This window comes from Acinetobacter sp. ACNIH2 (assembly GCF_002934965.1).
Lineage (GTDB): Bacteria > Pseudomonadota > Gammaproteobacteria > Pseudomonadales > Moraxellaceae > Acinetobacter > Acinetobacter tandoii.
On sequence record NZ_CP026412.1, the window covers coordinates 2,013,507 to 2,032,382 of the forward strand.

16 protein-coding genes and 1 pseudogene are annotated in these 18,876 nt (G+C 40.8%); 13 read left to right on the forward strand and 4 right to left on the reverse strand.

The features are described from left to right. Positions 1–77: 77 nt before the first annotated feature. Positions 78–173: pseudogene (locus C3F34_RS09445) on the reverse strand (L(+)-tartrate dehydratase subunit beta); the annotation flags it as partial. Between C3F34_RS09445 and C3F34_RS09450 the strand changes: the two are divergent. Further along, positions 143–322 carry a hypothetical protein gene (locus C3F34_RS09450; RefSeq protein WP_228155375.1) on the forward strand — a complete coding sequence of 60 codons (180 nt, stop codon included), beginning with the start codon at positions 143–145 and terminating at the stop codon, positions 320–322. The pseudogene C3F34_RS09445 and the gene C3F34_RS09450 sit on opposite strands and share 31 nt — an antisense overlap. 113 nt (positions 323–435) lie before the next feature. Here C3F34_RS09450 and C3F34_RS09455 read toward each other — a convergent pair whose 3' ends face one another. Then, a complete protein-coding gene (locus C3F34_RS09455; protein ID WP_104441459.1) occupies positions 436–1,650 on the reverse strand; it encodes an aromatic amino acid transaminase in 1,215 nt (404 codons plus the stop codon). Between the two features lie 166 nt (positions 1,651–1,816). Next, entirely contained in the window at positions 1,817–3,214 is a 1,398-nt protein-coding gene (locus C3F34_RS09460; RefSeq protein WP_044739015.1) for an amino acid permease, read from the reverse strand. Positions 3,215–3,707: 493 nt separating this feature from the next. On the opposite strand from C3F34_RS09460, the gene fahA reads away from it, so the two are divergent. The 4 genes from fahA (at position 3,708) to C3F34_RS09480 (ending at position 7,219) form a co-directional block, all read left to right on the forward strand. Further along, a complete protein-coding gene (fahA, locus tag C3F34_RS09465; RefSeq protein ID WP_016166180.1) occupies positions 3,708–5,015 on the forward strand; it encodes a fumarylacetoacetase in 1,308 nt (435 codons plus the stop codon). Next, complete coding sequence (gene maiA / locus C3F34_RS09470; RefSeq protein ID WP_044739013.1) at positions 5,002–5,640, forward strand: maleylacetoacetate isomerase; 639 nt, start codon at positions 5,002–5,004, stop codon at positions 5,638–5,640. Before fahA ends, maiA begins: the two co-directional genes overlap by 14 nt. 23 nt (positions 5,641–5,663) lie before the next feature. Beyond that, positions 5,664–6,212 (forward strand): VOC family protein, encoded by a 549-nt coding sequence (locus C3F34_RS09475; protein WP_044739012.1) that lies wholly within the window; start codon positions 5,664–5,666, stop codon positions 6,210–6,212. Between the two features lie 227 nt (positions 6,213–6,439). Then, positions 6,440–7,219 (forward strand): IclR family transcriptional regulator, encoded by a 780-nt coding sequence (locus C3F34_RS09480; RefSeq protein ID WP_044739011.1) that lies wholly within the window; start codon positions 6,440–6,442, stop codon positions 7,217–7,219. Positions 7,220–7,336: 117 nt separating this feature from the next. Here C3F34_RS09480 and hppD read toward each other — a convergent pair whose 3' ends face one another. Then, positions 7,337–8,389: a 4-hydroxyphenylpyruvate dioxygenase gene (hppD, locus tag C3F34_RS09485; protein ID WP_044739010.1), complete on the reverse strand. Its 1,053-nt coding sequence runs from the start codon at positions 8,387–8,389 to the stop codon at positions 7,337–7,339. Positions 8,390–9,278: 889 nt separating this feature from the next. Between hppD and C3F34_RS09490 the strand changes: the two genes are divergently transcribed. The 8 genes from C3F34_RS09490 (at position 9,279) to C3F34_RS09525 (ending at position 18,843) form a co-directional block, all read left to right on the forward strand. Further along, positions 9,279–9,923 carry a YitT family protein gene (locus C3F34_RS09490; RefSeq protein ID WP_228155284.1) on the forward strand — a complete coding sequence of 215 codons (645 nt, stop codon included), beginning with the start codon at positions 9,279–9,281 and terminating at the stop codon, positions 9,921–9,923. A gap of 128 nt (positions 9,924–10,051) precedes the next feature. After that, on the forward strand, positions 10,052–10,543 hold the full coding sequence (locus C3F34_RS09495; RefSeq protein WP_016166174.1) for an Lrp/AsnC family transcriptional regulator: 492 nt from the start codon (positions 10,052–10,054) through the stop codon (positions 10,541–10,543). A 168-nt stretch (positions 10,544–10,711) separates the two neighbouring features. Beyond that, positions 10,712–12,301 (forward strand): peptide chain release factor 3, encoded by a 1,590-nt coding sequence (locus C3F34_RS09500; protein ID WP_104441460.1) that lies wholly within the window; start codon positions 10,712–10,714, stop codon positions 12,299–12,301. 96 nt (positions 12,302–12,397) lie between these two features. Continuing rightward, positions 12,398–13,222, forward strand: a complete 825-nt coding sequence (locus tag C3F34_RS09505) for a hypothetical protein (protein ID WP_104442327.1) — start codon at positions 12,398–12,400, stop codon at positions 13,220–13,222. A gap of 67 nt (positions 13,223–13,289) precedes the next feature. Then, positions 13,290–14,246, forward strand: coding sequence for an RsiV family protein (locus C3F34_RS09510; protein ID WP_104442328.1), 957 nt, complete (start codon positions 13,290–13,292; stop codon positions 14,244–14,246). An 11-nt stretch (positions 14,247–14,257) separates the two neighbouring features. After that, on the forward strand, positions 14,258–15,079 hold the full coding sequence (locus C3F34_RS09515) for a TatD family hydrolase (protein WP_104441461.1): 822 nt from the start codon (positions 14,258–14,260) through the stop codon (positions 15,077–15,079). Positions 15,080–15,190: 111 nt separating this feature from the next. Beyond that, on the forward strand, positions 15,191–17,947 hold the full coding sequence (acnA, locus tag C3F34_RS09520) for an aconitate hydratase AcnA (RefSeq protein ID WP_104441462.1): 2,757 nt from the start codon (positions 15,191–15,193) through the stop codon (positions 17,945–17,947). A 92-nt stretch (positions 17,948–18,039) separates the two neighbouring features. Then, complete coding sequence (locus C3F34_RS09525; protein WP_052662052.1) at positions 18,040–18,843, forward strand: hypothetical protein; 804 nt, start codon at positions 18,040–18,042, stop codon at positions 18,841–18,843. The last annotated feature ends 33 nt before the right edge of the window (positions 18,844–18,876 follow it).

Genomic DNA, 18,876 nt, shown 5'->3' on the forward strand with positions numbered 1-18,876 from the left:
ATCATTTACTTTTATTCTGATTTAAAAATAACCTTGAATGTAAATATTTCAGGGTTATTCTTATTGCACCTTTAAGTTTATTTAATAAAACTTAATTCCTTACTGATGTGATCCAACACAGGTTTTTTCTTGGCTTGAAACTGTGTTTTATTTTGCTGAATTAAATTATTGCCGTGTTTATAGTACCCCGCCAGCAGATGTCTATGCTGTGTATTTATCACGCTTACAGGATTCACCTCGTGTGGCGTATTTTTTAAATCATTTAAAAGAATATTTGGCACAGCATGTCGATAATTTGGTGCAACATCGAACCTTGCATTAAGCCATGCTAGTCCATGTTTTTACAGCAGGGAAATAGGCTTCAATAATAGCTACTCAGACATAAAAAAACCAAGACTGTTCATTTGAACAATCTTGGTTTTTTGGAACTAAAGATTAAGCTTGAGCAGGCGCTTTTGCTAAAACTTCAGCCATTGCTTTGGCAACGATATAAACATTGTTCATGTTTAAGCCCGCAACACAAATACGACCACTACGTACCAAGTAAATTGCATAGTCTTCACGTAAGGTATCTACTTGTTCACCTGTTAAGCCTGTGTAGCTAAACATGCCTTTTTGTTCAACTAAGTAGTTGAAGTCACGGTCTGGAAGTGCTTTGGTTAATTCGTCTTTCAAAATACGACGCATTTTAATAATACGTTCACGCATTTCTTTAACTTCATTTTGCCACTGTTGATTTAACGCTTGGTCATTCAAGACTTGGTCAACCAACCATGCACCTGTTGTAGGAGGGCTAGAGTAGATACGACGTACAGTTGCTTTCAATTGACCGAAGGTACATTGCGCAGATGCAGCATCATCACACACGAATGTCAAACCACCGACACGCTCACCGTAGAGTGAGAAAATTTTAGAGAATGAATTGCTGACAATAAAGTTTAAGCCAGCTTGGTCAAGTGCGCGAATTGCATAAGCATCTTGTTCCATGCCTTCACCAAAACCTTGGTATGCAATGTCCAAGAATGGAATAAGTTGACGTGCTTTTAGTACGGCAATCACTTGATCCCATTGAGCAGGGGTTAAATCTGCACCTGTCGGGTTGTGGCAGCAAGGGTGAAGCAATACCACGCTTTGTTCTGGTAATTGTTGTAAGCAAGACAACATACCGTCAAAGTCTACACCACGTGTTTCTGCGTCAAAGTATGGGTAGAAATGGGTCTTTAAGCCAGCACCATTAAAAATGGCAACATGGTTGTCCCACGTTGGTTGGCTTACCCAAACTTCAGAATTTGGAAAGTAATTTTTTAAGAAGTCAGCACCGACTTTTAGCGCACCAGAACCACCTAAAGTTTGAATCGTTACGGCACGACCACTTTGTACTGCTGGGCTATTTTCACCAAATAACAACGCTTGAATTGCATCGCGGTAAGGTTTGAAACCTTCCATTGGCAAATACAATTTGGTTTTGTTTTGCTTTGACTCAAGACGCTTTTGCGCTTCCATGATTGTTTCAAGCTGAGGAACAATACTGTCTTCATTATAGTAAAGACCAATACTTAAATTGACTTTACCTTCACGAGGGTCGGTATTGAACTGTTCCATAAGCGACAAAATTGGGTCGCCCGCATAAGGAGGGATATGTTGAAACATTAAAAAATCCTTGTTTGTTGCAGCTAGGGTCAAACTGTTCGCGCTTCGCATCGTCCAGTTAAAGTTGGTGATAACTTAAGCCGATTCACATGAGTTTTGCAAGACCAGTTTCATCCAATATGATTCTGGTCTTACATGGGGGAGGCATCGCCTTTATTCAATAGACTTATTTAAAAGAACGATCTGGGTTTAATATTAAGGTTGTCTCTGCAAGTTTGCTTTTACGTTGCTTCATCCAATAAGCCACACTTAAACAGCCGATCCAAGCTGGAATCATATATACCGCGATACGCATATCAGGGGTTAGGCTCATAATCACTAAAATACCCAACATAAATACAATGCACAGATAATTGGTGAATGGATAAGCCAAACTTGGGAATAACGAGGTTTTTTGCTGTTGTTGCATGCTTTGACGGAATTTTAAATGAGTGATTGAAATCACAACCCAGTTAATCACAATAGCAGCCACGACTAACATCATCAGCAAACCAAAGGCTTTTTCAGGGAAGATGTAATTCAGTAAAACGCAGAGTGCAGTAACTAATGCAGAAATGAGAACCGCATTGACAGGAATCCCACGAGAATTAATTTTTTTAAAGAATTCTGGTGCATTGCCTTGTTCTGCCAAGCCAAGCAACATGCGGCTACTACAATAACTGGTGCCGTTATATACAGAAACTGCGGCAGTTAAAATGACAAAGTTTAATGCGGTGGCAACGCCTTGGCTGTCGAGCGAAGCAAATACCATCACAAATGGACTGCCGCCTTGTGCCATTTGGTTCCAAGGGAATAGGGCTAACAGCACCACCAAGGTTAAGATATAGAAAATCAAAATGCGGTAGATAATCTGATTGACTGCTTTTGGCAAGGTTTGCTGCGGGTCACGTGCTTCTGCTGCGGTAATACCGAACAGTTCAATGCCACCAAAGGCAAAAATAATTGCTGCCATAGCCATGACTAAACCGCTGACACCATTCGGGAAGAAACCACCAAGTGCCCAAAGGTTGCTGATCGCAGCTTGTGAGCCTGCGCTACCCGTTGCCAGCAAGTAAGAGCCAAAACCAATCATGGCGACAATGGCGAGAATTTTAATAATGGAAAACCAGAACTCCATTTCACCAAAGAGTTTCACGTGGAGCAAGTTAATGACATTAATTAAAATAAAGAAGCCAAGGGCAGACATCCAGGTTGGAATTTCAGGCCACCAGTATTGAACATAGAGTCCGACCGCGCTGAGTTCTGCCATACACACCAGAACATTCAGAACCCAATAGTTCCAGCCCGACATAAAGCCTGCAAAACGGCCCCAATATTTGTTGGCAAAATAGCTGAAAGAACCACTCACAGGCTCTTGGACTACCATTTCCCCGAGTTGACGCATCATTAAAAATGCAATGAGTCCAGCAATGGCATAGCCCAGAATAACAGAGGGACCTGCTAGTTTGATAGATTGAGAGATTCCAAGGAATAGACCCGTACCGATTGCACCGCCTAGGGCAATCAGCTGGATATGACGGTTGGATAAACCGTGCTTGAGCTTACCGTGATCATTGTGTGACATATGATTATTCTCATCCTTGTCGTGTAATTATTTCCTAATAAATTACGTATATCATAAATTGATTAAAAAATAATATACAAGTGAAACACCTAATTATTTTTTATTTCTCTTAAAAATAAGAAACTTAGGTGCTTATTTCTATCTGATGATCCCTATAAAACAGCCTTGTTTTTATAGTTATGCACCAAATATGAGCATTTATTGTAGCGAGTTCATCGGGGTTTTCTAGCCAAAAGTGTTGTTTAAAACAGCAGTTGAATGCAGTGTTTAACTGAACGAGAGACAACAAGAAATAACTAAATTATGAATAAAGTAATTAAATTATATATTGCGTAATTTTATAAATTCAGTATGATGAAATGAAATTGATACAGTTGTCGTAGTGGATTGGATGTTTACTTTTATTTAATTTGTTGATTTTTATAAAAGTAATAAATTTTCATCAATACGATCAAGTGAAGAGTGTAGAGAAAATAACAAGGATGACATCATCATGAACTCACAATTGAGCTGTTTTATTCCTGTTTCAGCCCATTCAGATTTTACCATTCATAATTTGCCTTATGGTATTTTTAGTCGTTGCAAGGAAGGCGAACGACGTGTTGGTGTTGCGATTGGCGAATGGATTTTAGATTTAGCTGCTTTAGAGCAGGCAGGCATTCTGCGTTTGAGCGAGCATGAGTGCTATTTTAATCAGCCAAGTTTGAATAAATTTATCGAATCAGGTTCAAGCAACTGGCAAAAAGTACGTCGTGAATTACAAGCATTACTGGCACTGGATAATCCACGCTTGCAGCATGATGCAGAATTACAGCAACAGGTACTCTATAAACAGCAAGATGCCATCATGCATTTGCCTGTACAAATTTCAGGTTATACCGATTTTTATTCTTCTAAAGAACATGCCACCAATGTGGGCTGCATGTTCCGCGATCCTAAAAATGCGTTATTACCGAATTGGAGCGAATTGCCTGTTGGCTATAATGGACGTGCCAGTTCGGTGGTAGTGAGTGGAACAGAGATTGTTCGTCCGTCGGGGCAAATCAAATTACCAGAACAAGAGCGACCAGTTTTTTCAGCGACACGTAAGCTGGATTTTGAATTAGAAACGGCTTTTATTGTAGGTAAACCGAGTCGTTTAGGTCAGCCGATTCATATTGAAGATGCTGAAGCTCATATCTTTGGTATGGTGCTCCTCAATGACTGGTCGGCACGAGATATCCAACAATGGGAGTATGTCCCTTTAGGTCCATTCAATGCCAAGACCTTCGCGAGTGCTATTTCGCCGTGGGTTGTCACCATGCAAGCTTTACAGCCATTTAAAGTGCAAGGTCCTGTACAAGAGCCGCGTCCATTGGCGTATTTGCAAGAAAGTGTCGAAAGTAGTTATGACATTCAGCTTTCGGTAGAAATCCAAACACCTCAAAGTGACAGTGCGGATGTAATTTGCCAAACCAACTTTAAATATATGTACTGGTCAATGGCACAGCAGTTAACGCATCACACCATTGCAGGCTGTAATGTCAATGTCGGTGATTTGATGGGCTCAGGCACGATTTCAGGTACAGCCAAAGACTCTTATGGTAGCTTGCTTGAACTCACTTGGAATACAACGTCACCTTTGACTTTGACCAATGGTGAACAGCGTGGTTTCTTGCAAGATGGCGATACTGTCATCATGAAAGGTCATGCAGAAAAAGATGGCATACGCGTGGGCTTTGGTGAAGTGCGAAATACCATTTTGCCTGCTTTAAGTTTTGATTTTGCTGAAACAGTGCAGGTACAGCATGAAACTGTATAGCTATTTTCGCAGCTCAGCAGCCTTTCGTGTGCGGATTGCCTTAAATTTAAAAGGCTTGAGTTATGACACACAAGCGGTGCATTTGCTGAAGCAAGGTGGCGAACAACACTCGGCTGAGTACGCGGCAATCAATCCGAGTGAGTTGGTGCCGACTTTGCTGGATCAGCAGTATGTCTTGACGCAATCACTGAGCATTCTTGAGTATCTGGAAGAAGCCTATCCAAAGACGGCTTTATTGCCTCAGAATTTACAACAGCGCGCGCAGATTCGTGCTTTTGCTCAGTACATTGCTTGTGAAATTCATCCTCTGAATAACTTAAGAGTGTTGCAGTACTTAGAACAGACGCTTGCCGTGAGTAATAGTGAAAAGACTGCATGGTATCAACACTGGATTAAGCTTGGTTTTCATAGCCTAGAGCAACAATTACAGCATTCTAATGGTAAATACTGTTTTGGCGAACAGGCGAGTTTTGCAGATTGCTGCCTAATTCCACAAGTCTATAACGCCAAACGCTTCCAAATTGATTTAACGGAATATCCAAAAATCCAGTCGATTTATACGCACTGTATGCAGTTGGCTGCTTTTCAGCAGGCTGCACCAGAACAACAAGCCGATTGGGAATAAAAAACAGAAAAAGGAGTTTGATTATGAGTTTTGCAATTAAAAAAATTCACCACGTTGCTTACCGTTGTAAAGATGCTAAAGAAACGGTGCAGTGGTACAAGACCATGTTGAATATGGACTTTATTTTAGCCTTTGCTGAAGACCATGTGCCGTCCACCAAAGCGTTTGATCCATATATGCATTTATTTTTAGATGCAGGTCAGGGCAATGTGTTGGCATTCTTTGAGTTGCCAACGCAACCTGAAATGGGGCGTGATGAAAACACCCCAGCTTGGGTGCAGCATATTGCCTTTGAAGTTGAAGACTTAAATGCATTATTGGCAGCCAAAGAACATTTAGAACAACAGGGTGTGAAAGTCCTTGGTATTACCAACCACGGTATTTTCCATTCGATTTATTTCTTTGATCCAAATGGTCACCGTTTAGAGCTGACTTATAACGATGTGCATGCTGATGAAAAAATCGCACGGATCACTGAAGAAATGAAACTAGAAATGCTGGATGAATGGAGCAAGACCAAACGTGCACCGCATCATACCCACTTTTTACATGAAGAAGAATTAGGTGCTTAAACCAATCTTCTGCCCCTTTAATTTTTACCCTTGACTGCATTTTTGACCGAATGCAGTTTTTTTTTGCTGTGAGTGATCGTCTGATGTGCTGCAAGATTTAATGTCATTCAAAAAGATGATTTCAGTTTTTTGTAAATCTCAGGCATGATGTCACGGACCAATGTGTCCTTGTGTAGTCACACAAAACTAAATAAATGATTGAAAAATGACCTTTAAAGAGCGCGTCAATGGTTGAAGAAAAGTTATCGGGTGGAGTGCAATCGCTTGAAGTGGGTTTGGCCGTGTTAAATGCACTGGTCGAGCATAATCAACCGATTATTCTCAAAGATCTATCGTACAAGTTGAGTATGCATCCAGCCAAAGTTCACCGCTATTTGGTGAGTTTAATTCGTATGAATTACGCCAAACAACTGGACGACGGTCAATACGCACTGGGTGATCAGGCTTGGCGTTTAGGATTGAACTGTATTCAACATACCGATGCTTTACAACAAGTCCAATCGATGATTTATGCCTTGCAGGCCAAGATTGGCTGTAGCATTCAAATTAGCAAATGGTCACCACGAGGTCCTTTGGTGGTGCAGTCGATAGAGTCAAATCATCCAATTGCGATTGTGACCAAAGTTGGCTCAATTATGCCATTGGTCAACTCGGCATCGGGGCGGGTCTTTGCTTCATATTTGCCTGAAAGTGTTATTCGTCCTTTGATGCAGGAAGAATGGGACAAAGCGGCCTCTTTAGGCCTAGCACTCAAACCTGCCAATTGGGATGAATTTACCGAATTAAAGCAGCAGATTTGTACCGAACAGATGGCTTTGGCGAAAGGGGACTTATTGGTCGGCATTAATGCAGTGGGGTTACCTGTATTTAATGCACAAGGTCAGATTGAGTTTAGCGTTGTCGCAATTGATAGTGAAACATTCCTACCGTTGCACATAGGCAGTGAAAAAGTTCAGTTATTGCAGCAAGAAGTGGCTGCGATTAATCGGTTTATTCAAGCCCGTTAAGATGACTTATGCTACATGCTAAAAAGGCGACTGAATTCAGTCGCCTTTTTGTGAGTGAAACATGCTTAAATGGGTTCGCATGTTTCGCCCGCCTGTATTGGGGGGTAAATACGTTGCTTAAACTTGGAGTACCCCACGACGGATTTGATCACGTTCAATCGATTCAAATAGCGCTTTAAAGTTTCCTTCACCAAAACCATCATCGGCTTTACGTTGAATAAACTCGAAGAATACAGGCCCAAGCATATTTTCTGAGAAAATTTGCAGAAGTAGTTTCTTTTCGCCATTTTGAGTTGAGCCATCCAGTAAAATACCGCGTTGCTGTAGCTCATCTGTCGGCTCGCCATGATTCGGCAAACGCTCAGGCAGCATTTCATAATAAGTATTTGGTGGAGGGGTCATAAATTTCATGCCGAGGGCTTTCAGTTTGTCCCAAGTACCAATCAAATCATCGGTAATAAAGGCAATGTGTTGAATGCCTTCACCATTAAAGTCGGCAAGGAACTCAGCAATTTGACCATTGCCTTTATCTGAATCTTCATTCAATGGAATACGGATTTTACCATCAGGTGCGGTGAGTGCTTTAGAAGTTAAACCAGTGTATTCACCTTTAATGTCGAAGTAGCGAATTTCTTGGAAATTAAAGATTTTTTCATAGAAGTTTGCCCAATATTCCATGCGGCCTTTGTAGACATTATGGGTTAAATGGTCAATTTCATTGAGACCCGTTCCAATTGGGTTTCGTTCTACAGCTTCAATAAACTCAAAGTCATTTTCATAAATGTCACGGTCAATCAGGAAAATGGGCATACCACCAATGCCTTTGATGGCTGGAATGTTGAGTTCCATTGGACCTGCTTGGCTATAAATAGGTTCTGCACCTAATTCAATTGCTTTTTTAAAGGCTTTAGCTGCATCGCGTGTTTTAAATCCCATAGCACAAGCTGAAGGACCATGTTCTTTATAAAAAAAAGAGGCATAGGATTCAGGCTGATAATTCAAAATAATGTTGATATTTCCTTGACGCCATAAGTACGCATTTTTGGATTTATGCTTTGCGACTTTGCTAAAACCAATGGTTTCAAAAATTGGATCGAGATCATTTTCCTTTGATACGAATTCAATAAATGCAAATCCACATAATTCTAATGGGTTTTCTAAAATATCCATCTTATTTCCCTCTTGTCATGCAAGGACGAGTCCAATGTTCAGGCGGTTTGGGATGTGAGGAACGATATAGAAAAACCCGTGGGTTTCTCAATCTTTAGCAAGGTACATGCTGTGGCATGACCAAGTTCAAACGTTCAATGACACATCCTGTGTGACTTCTATGATGGTGCTGGAATACCGCATCTTCACTCACTGTAGGGCTATTTTAGTTTTACAGTGGTTTTCTCTGATGTTTGTGATATTCCGTTCACCGATCATCTATTTAACTATGCTACTTGTGCATCAAAAAGGTGCACACTGGCTACTTTATGTTGAGAACAGCTTACTAAATCCAATTTAATTATGCAATACATAATTAAATTATGTTATTTGTAATTTTATTGATGTTTAATCTCACTCAAATTCTTGGCGCATTTAAGGTTTGAAAAACCCTTTTATTGCGCATAACAATGAATGAATTTGAATAAAATTTTTATAAATCAAAAAACTAAAAAAACTTTTAGTGATAAGTTCCTTAAAAAAGTGCTGTTCGATTGCGCTTCTTTTCAAATCCTGAGTATTAAAGCTGCAATGTCATTACTTGATTAAAGCATGTTTATCGAATGTGTATAATGCATAATTATAAAAAAATGCAACAAAATTGTGCATTATTGTTGGTAAATGCACCATGATGTGCACATAAAATTAAATAATGCATGATTTGTGCTTGTTCTGCTTTGTCGAAAATATATAGATGTGATACTAGGTTTTAAAAAAAATTGCCACATGAGGATGTAAATAGCTGGATTTAATGAAATAAAAATGCTTATAAAATTAAATGACGCATATTTATTTCATATTGGTACATGATTTGCATTAAATTTGTGAATTGTATGTCTTGGATTTTTTTATGGACAACCAACCTTTATCAAATTCTGCCGTTTTGGCAACTCTCCCAGCACCGATGTCGCATTCGAAAGTAGAAGATATTGTGGCACTCTTTATTGGCACCTTTTTATTATCGTTTGCAATTAATATCATCCAACAGGGGGGTATTATGACAGGTGGAACCGCAGGTTTAGCACTACTGCTACATTATGTATTTAATGTGTCTTTCGGTACTTTATTCTTCTGCATTAATATTCCATTTTTCTATTTAGCCTATCAGAAAATGGGGCTACAAGTGGTGCTTAGAACCATGGCTGCTATTGCTTTGGTTTCATGCTTTGCAGAAATCAACCCAACTTTTTTCAGCCTTGAAAACATTAATCCCGTCTATGCATCCTTGATTGCCAATATTATTTTGGGTGTCAGCTTTTTAATTCTGTTCCGTCATAAATCGAGTATGGGAGGCATCAATTTATTGGCAATGTTCATGAATGAGAAATATGGCATTTCTGTCGGGAAGTTCCAGATGTTTGTGGATATCAGCATTCTGATTGCATCGGCATTTTTCGTTGATTTTAATTTGTTGATGATTTCGATTATGGGTGCGGTGGTGTTGAATATGATTATTGCCATGAACCATCGTAAAGATCGTTATGTAGCGTCTTAATTGCTGCTTTTAAGGGAGAGTTGGGCAAACCAGATTGGATTTGTTTTTCTCTCCCTGTTTCTATAAAGTAGTTTGCAGCGAAAAATACGATTTTTCAGCAGTTTGATAACAAAATTCTGGGATAGATGATGAGCGATGAACTGGACGATTACGATCGTAAAATTATTCAGCAATTACAGCAAAATGGTCGTTTAACCAATCAAGAGCTGGCAGAGTTGATCGGTCTTTCAGCGTCACAATGCTCGCGTCGTCGTGCCACGCTGGAACAAAAAAAGATTATCACCGGCTACTATGCGCAAATTGCGCTGAAAGCAGACCCATCACCAATTACGGGCATGATCGAGGTCAGCATTCGTAATCATTATGATGATGGTTTTGAAAAGTTTCTGGAATTTATCTTGGATGAGCCGCGCATTCGTGATGCCTATAAGCTCACAGGTACATCAGACTTTTTACTTAAAGTGGCAGTGAAGAATCTGGATGAAATGTCGCAATTGATCAGTAAAATTTCATCGCATCAATTTCAGATTAATGATATTACGACTTCTATTGTGTTGGAAAAACTCAAAGAAAACTCGATTGTATTGTCCAATCCTGCAACAAATACAGAAGCGCTTTAAATCTCTCGTTAGGTTTTGTCTAATGTCAGGCAAAACCATTCAGTATGAAATCAATAGAAGAAAAACGATTCTTACGCTACAATTGAGCCTATTTTTGTCTCACCTGACAGTGGTATGCGGCGCGTAATTTGCGTGGGCATCGCTGTGTACAAATTGCAGATTTCCCTAATGTTCAAAGATCAATTATTGAAAGAAGTTCAGGCACGCCGAACCTTCGCAATTATTTCCCACCCCGATGCGGGTAAAACCACCATGACAGAAAAACTGCTGTTATGGGGTAAGGCCATTCAGGTGGCGGGTATGGTAAAAAGCCGTAAATCGGACCGTGCTGCAACCTCGGACTGGATGGAAATGGAAAAAGAACGTGGTATTTCGATTACCACGTCGGTGATGCAGTTTCCTTATAAAGACAAGATGATCAACCTTCTGGATACTCCAGGACACGAAGATTTCTCGGAAGATACCTACCGTACCTTAACAGCGGTTGACTCTGCACTCATGGTGATTGACGGTGCAAAAGGGGTCGAGGACCGTACCATCAAATTGATGGAAGTCTGTCGTATGCGTGACACGCCAATCATTTCATTTGTCAACAAAATGGACCGTGAAATCCGTGAGCCTTTAGAGCTGTTGGATGAAATTGAAAACGTTTTAAAAATTAAATGTGTTCCGCTCACTTGGCCACTGGGCACAGGGCGTGACTTCGCTGGGGTATTTAACCTGATCGAAGAAAAATTCTATGTTTATAAAGCCGGTTTCGGTTCAACTATTACCCAAATTGAAGTACGTGATGGTTATGACCATGCTGACCTGCGTGAAAAAGTCGGTGAGTTGGCTTGGGCCGCATTTGAAGAGTCTTTAGAGTTGGTACAAATGGCCAATGAGCCTTTAGACCGTGAAGAGTTCTTGGCGGGTCGTCAAACGCCTGTGTTGTTTGGAACTGCATTGGGTAACTTTGGTGTTGACCATGTGTTAGATGCATTTAGCAACTATGCGCCAGAACCGAAAGCACACCCTACTCAAGACCGTAAAGTAGAAGCGACTGAAGAAGGTTTCACTGGTTTTGTCTTTAAAATTCAAGCCAATATGGATCCAAAACACCGTGACCGTATTGCCTTTATGCGTATTTGTTCAGGCAAATATGAAAAAGGTTTAAAAATGAAGCACGTGCGTATTGATAAAGATGTGCGCATTAGTGATGCTTTGACCTTTCTTGCGGGTGAGCGTGAGCATTTAGAAGAAGCATGGCCTGGCGACATTATTGGTTTACATAACCATGGCACTATTCAAATTGGTGATACTTTTACTTCAGGTGAAAAACTGCAATTTACAGGTATTCCGCACTTTGCACCTGAAATGTTCCGTCGTGTACGTTTGAAAGATCCATTAAAGTCGAAGCAGTTGCAAAAAGGCTTAAAAGAGTTGTCTGAAGAAGGTGCTACGCAAGTCTTCATGCCACAAAACAGTAATGACCTGATTGTCGGCGCTGTAGGTGTACTTCAGTTTGAAGTGGTTGCATACCGTTTGAAAGAAGAATACAAAGTTGATTGTGTTTATGAGCCTGTAAGTATTAATACAGTTCGTTGGGTTTCTTGTGATGATGATAAGAAATTCAATGAATTTAAGAAAAAAGCACACGATCAACTTTCTGTTGATGGCGGTGGACACTTAACTTATCTTGCGCCAAGCCGTGTGAACTTGCAGCTGATGCAAGAGCGCTATCCAGACATCGTATTCCGCAATACGCGCGAACACTAAAGCAAATAAAACAGCCTCTTTCTGGAGGCTGTTTTTACATGGTATTTCTTTTTATTGGGTAAAGTTGCTGTAAAGGCAGTTTAGTGTGTGGTCGAAATGAAGAACAACAAAATCATTCAAATGACTTTTTTGCTGTGTACAGGACTTTTTTTGTCCGCGTGTGATTCATCGAAGCAGCCACAAGATGAACAACAAAAATCAGCAGCCTCGATTTTTCAGCAAGATAAAGCTGAAGTATTGCCTTATCTACATATCAAACAGCAGCCTGCCAAAATTGCTTTGCCTTTTTGTGAAACGAAAAATTGTATTGATATTGATATTCAAACGCTGGAAACCCAAGATCAGTGGTTGAACAGTTGGATTGCGAAGACCCAAGCTACAGTTATTCAAGATCAAATTGGCTTAAAACAAAACATGAGTTTGCAACAAGCCATTAATGCTTATGTGAAAAAGTCCGATGAGTGGCAAGCAAAATACTCGAAGAATCCTGCCTACCAATTGGCACTGTACACTCGTATTGCTTACCAACGAAATCAATATGTGTTATTGCAAGTGGGTGTGAACAGCAAACAAGAAGAAATCAAAATCGATGAGCGCTATTACTTTGCTGTTGCAGATCGAAAATTGCAGAAAGGTGTGTCCTTACTTGACATTGTTGAGCCAAAGCAGCAAGTTTATATGAATGAGATTGTGCAAAAAGCCTATCAGGATTGGTTAAAGCAACAAACGCCAGAAGCACGACAAAAGGCACCGAAAAAATTGTATTGGGGGCAGGCAGACTGGTTTTTTGACAGTGAGGGTATTGGCTTGCATTACCGTAGTTTGCAAATTGTGGAAGAAGGTAAGCAACTGGACATTTACTTAAGCAAAGCACAAACGCAACAGGTTTTAAAAGCAGATATTTATAAAAATATGTTTTAGTTAACGTGATTGAAGCCCTGATGGGCGTGAGATGACGAGTGAAAACATGAATAAAGGTTTGAGTCAAATGACAATAAAGAAAGTAAGTTGGACTTTAAGTATATTGACGGTGGCCATACTGATGACTGCATGTCAGCCTAAAAAAGTTGAAAATGAGCAAGCAGAGACGGCGGCATCTTCAACACAGGCACAAGAGCAAGCGAGTCAATTGATTGGAGATTCGGAAAAATTACAACTCAATTTACCTGAGTGTGATGATAAGAATTGCCCAGAAATGACTATTGAGCGACTCAACAGCAATCAGCCATTTATTGATGCATATATCGATGCTGAGATTTTGAAAAAAGTTCAGCAAACTTTGTCTGTTTCTCCAGAGTTACCGACCGATCAAGCTGCCTCTACCGCTCAAGCGGCAGAAGTTGCAGCATCACAAGCAGTGGTGCAAGCCAAGACAGTAAAACAACAGCTTGAACAACAATTGCAACCTTATACCCAAGCATTTTTAAAATTAGATCAAGAGATTAAAGCACTAAGTTCGAGTCATAAAATTAGTGTGATGATTAAGCCGACCATTCTCAACGCCAAAGGACCATTGGTTACGGTAGTTTTAAACAGTAGTAGCTACCTGGGCGGAGCACATGGGTCTTCTTCGCAGCAATACTATAATTTTGATTTAGAAAAGAAAAAACTAGTCAAATTGAATGAGGTATTGGCACCGAATCAATTGGCAGCACTTGAAAATCAAGCGCATGAAGCTTTTAAAACATGGGTGATTGAGTCCAAACTGGCGAATGATGTTTCAGAATACGAGCAGGCGTGGAAATTTAAGCTGAGCGATAATTACTATTTGAGTAAGCAAGGCTTAATTTTGCAATATGGCGAATATGAAATTGGACCGTATGTGGTTGGATTACCCCGCTTAACTATTCCGTATGAGCAATTGCAGACGATTCTAAAAAAGCAGTACTTACCTGAGTTTGCCAGTGAAGCAGTTGCCAGTGCTGCCAGTGAGCCAAGTAAGTAACGGGCTTGAACATGCTGCCACGTTTATTTGATACCCATACCCATTTTGATGTTCCCGATTTTGATATAGATCGGGAACTATTGGCGTATCAAGCCAAAGCAACAGGGGTTGAGGCTTTAGTCCTGATTGGTTTTGTAGCATCACGATTTTCGGACTTGCTGAATACCCAACAATTTCTAACTCATTTATCAGAAGCACCGCAGGTTTATTTAGCACCGGGTTTACATCCTTTTTATATTGAACAACATCGACCAGAACATTTACAGCAACTTGAATCATTCTTACAGCAACATAATTGCATTGCTGTTGGGGAAATTGGGTTAGACACTTTTCTAGCCGAGCATAAGCAGCCTGAATTATTTGCCCAACAGCAGGATTATTTTCAACAGCAACTCGAACTGGCAATGCATTACCAAAAACCAGTGTTGTTACATATCCGTAAAGCGCATGCAGAAACACTGGCCTTACTGAAAAAGCAAAAATTTCAATTCGGTGGCATTGCACATGCTTTTAGTGGTGGTGTGGAAGAAGCCAAAGCCTTCATTAAACTGGGATTTAAAATTGGTGTGACAGGGCAAATCACCAATCCGAATGCGAAAAAACTGCATCGAGTAGTACAGGAAATTGGTTCTGAACATTTGGTATTGGAAACTGATTGTCCAGATATGACACCGCTTTGCTGTCAAATTTCAACTCAACAACGAACCCGCAATACTCCCGCCAATTTACCTTATGTATTAAAGGGTTTAGCACAGACTTTGCAGTGCGATGAAACTGACTTGGCAGAGCAAGTGTGGCGAAATACTCAACAAAGTTTGCGACTGCACAATTAAAATAAAGTTATGGGGAAATTACTAATCCACAACATTAAACAGGATGATTTGACCTACATTATAAAAGAACAATGGAATAAAAAATAATCATGCACGCCGGAGGACCCACCTATGGCAAAGTATAGTCAAATCAATAGTTTTAATGCCTTACAATCCTTTACAGTTGGTTCTAAAACTTATCAGATTTTTAGTTTGGCACAAGCCCAGTCACAACTGGGAGAACTGTCAAAACTCCCCAAATCACTCAAAGTCTTATTAGAAAATTTATTGCGCTTTGAAGATGGTGTAACGGTCAAAGCAGATGATATTTTGGCGATTGTGGAGTGGCAGCAAACCCGAAGCTCAGAACAAGAAATTCAATATCGTCCTGCGCGAGTCCTGATGCAGGATTTTACGGGTGTGCCTGCGGTGGTCGATTTAGCCGCCATGCGGGCAGCAGTCGCACAGGCTGGCCGTGATCCTAATCTAATTAATCCCTTATCTCCAGTCGATTTGGTGATTGACCACTCCGTCATGGTCGATCATTTTGCCAGTGGTCGTGCATTTGCTGAAAATGTTGAGATTGAAATGCAGCGTAACGGTGAGCGTTATCAGTTCCTACGTTGGGGGCAGTCGGCCTTTAATAACTTTAGCGTGGTTCCTCCTGGCACGGGAATTTGCCATCAGGTGAATCTGGAATATTTAGCGCAAGCTGTGTGGTTGGGGGAATCAGATGGGGAAACCTTTGCCTTTCCCGATACCTTAGTCGGTACAGATTCGCATACCACCATGATTAATGGTTTAGGCGTTTTAGGTTGGGGTGTGGGTGGGATTGAGGCTGAAGCGGCCATGTTAGGACAACCCATTTCTATGCTCATTCCTGAAGTGATTGGTTTTAAACTCACGGGAAAATTGCGTGAGGGCATAACGGCAACGGATTTGGTTCTTACCATTACACAAATGCTACGTCAAAAAGGGGTAGTGGGTAAATTCGTTGAATTTTATGGTGATGGTCTGGCGGATTTGCCTTTGGCTGACCGTGCAACGATTGCCAATATGGCACCTGAATATGGTGCAACGTGTGGTTTTTTCCCAGTTGATGAAGTGACGCTTGCATATATGCGCTTAACTGGACGTACCGATGAGCGTATTGCCTTGGTTGAAGCGTATTGTAAAGAACAGGGCTTATGGCGTAATGTAGGGGATGAGCCTGTGTTCACCGATACGCTCAGTTTGGACATGTCGACGGTTGTAGCGAGTGTTGCGGGTCCTAAACGCCCACAAGATCGGGTTTTACTGGCAGATGTACCACAAACTTTTGATGCCTTAATGGAGCTGAGTTTAAAACCTGCTAAAGAAGATAAAGCACGTTTAGAAAATGAAGGGGGCGGTGGTACAGCAGTTGATGCACAAAAATCCAATATCACGCATGAAAGTGCATTCTGTGAAATTGATGGTAAACAGTATCCTTTGGTACATGGTGATGTGGTGATTTCAGCGATTACCTCCTGTACCAATACATCTAATCCAAGTGTAATGTTGGCGGCAGGTCTGCTTGCTAAAAAAGCCATTGAAAAAGGTCTACAGCGCAAACCTTGGGTGAAAAGCTCCTTGGCTCCTGGTTCTAAAGTGGTAACGGACTATTTGAATGCCGCAGGGCTAACGCCTTATCTCGATCAGTTGGGTTATAACTTGGTTGGTTATGGTTGTACTACCTGTATTGGTAATTCAGGACCTTTACCTGAACCCATTGAAGAAGCTATCAATTGTTATGATTTAAATGTCGCTTCGGTGTTATCGGGCAATCGTAATTTTGAAGGGCGAGTACATCCTTTGGTGAAAACCAACTGGTTGGCTTCACCCCCTTTGGTGATTGCTTTTGGTTTGGCAGGGAATATTCGTTTAGATTTAACCACCCAACCGATTGGATTGGGTATGCATGGCGAAGCGGTCTATTTAAAAGACATTTGGCCAAGTCAGGCAGAAATAGACGAAGTGTTGCAGAAAGTGAATACTGACATGTTCCACAAAGAATATGCTGCGGTATTTGAAGGCGATGCCAGTTGGAAGGCGATTCAAATTCCACAAAGCCAGACTTATGCATGGGATGAGCATTCAACCTATATCCGCCATCCGCCATTTTTCGCAGATATTTGGCAACCCCTGAATTCACTCCACAATATTGAACATGCGCGAATACTGGCAGTACTTGGAGATTCGGTCACCACGGACCATATTTCCCCAGCAGGAAATATTAAAAAAGACAGCCCCGCAGGTCGTTATCTCCAAGCGCATGGGGTTGAGCCGAAAGATTTTAACTCCTATGGTTCACGTCGTGGCAATCATGAGGTCATGATGCGCGGCACATTTGCCAATATTCGCATTAAAAATGAAATGTTAGGCGGAGAAGAGGGTGGTAACACTCTGCATATTCCAAGTGGTGAGAAACTGGCAATTTATGATGCTGCCATGCTCTATCAACAACAAGGCACACCTTTGGTGATTATTGCAGGCAAAGAATATGGTACGGGGTCTTCGCGCGACTGGGCAGCAAAAGGTACCAATTTACTTGGGGTAAAAGCCGTCATTGCTGAAAGTTTTGAGCGGATTCACCGTTCAAATCTGGTTGGCATGGGGGTGTTGCCATTGCAGTTTATGTCTGATCAGAATCGACACAGTTTAAATCTGACAGGGCATGAAAGTATTTCGATTCTAGGTTTATCGGATGATTTGGCACCGCATCAAACCTTTGAAGTGGAAGTCACCCGAACTGATGGCTCTCGCGATTCGTTCCCTGTGCTATGCCGTATTGATACGCTCAACGAAGTTGAATATTTCAAAGCAGGTGGAATCTTGCATTATGTGCTGCGTCATTTAATTGCAAGTTAGAGTTACTCTTATTCAATCATCATCTGCCAGAGTCTTTATAGCTAAGGCTCTGGTATGATTCACATATAAAACAAAATTTTAAGATCATTTGTATGTTGAAATTATTATTGGCTGGATGTGTATGTCTATTTCCTGTTTGGAGCCATGCAAATCCGCAGGCCCAGATATTAAAAGCACAAAAAATTACGCAGGCGCAGCGAGAAAGTATTTGTTCTCAGCTCAAGATTTCCTGTGAGACTGCTGCCACATGGCAACTTTATCAGGTTCCGAATCAGCCTAAACATCATTATGTAATTGCCAAATTGAAACTATTTGAGCTAGAAGAAAATGCGCAAAGTTATCAATTACGTAATTATTGGGATTTTTCAAATTATCAACCACTTACGCAGAATCCACATTGGACTGTGGATGGCCCTGTCGCACCAGAAGATTTACTCGATGAAAATGGTAAATTTGTTCGCACTGATGCTTTACATCTTTATCCCGTGTTATTTCCCATCAATGATAAAGATTACAGTATTGCTTTGATTCAACGTTGGGATGAGATGTACTCGGGTGGGGGCATGACGGAAGAAGTGGCGGACTTTTTACAGCTCAATCCTCAGGGTCAATATCAACAGATTTTTCAGAATATTCCATTTTCTGTCTCAAGAATGATTAGAGCTTGTTTTTCGGAACAAGATTATGCCCAGTCAGGGGAACATTGTCATGACTTAGAAAAATTGGTACTGAATATTGAATATCAACAAGCGAATACATGGCGTATGAAATATCACTATGTTCGTACATTGTCGCCATCTTCAGATCAACTGCCCATGAATCAACGTAAGACTTATGTATTGAATGCAAATAAAGCTGATGCAATCCAGTTCCCAAGTGCCTGGACTGAATATTAATCCGCAACTTTTAAATTGAATTTGATAAAATGC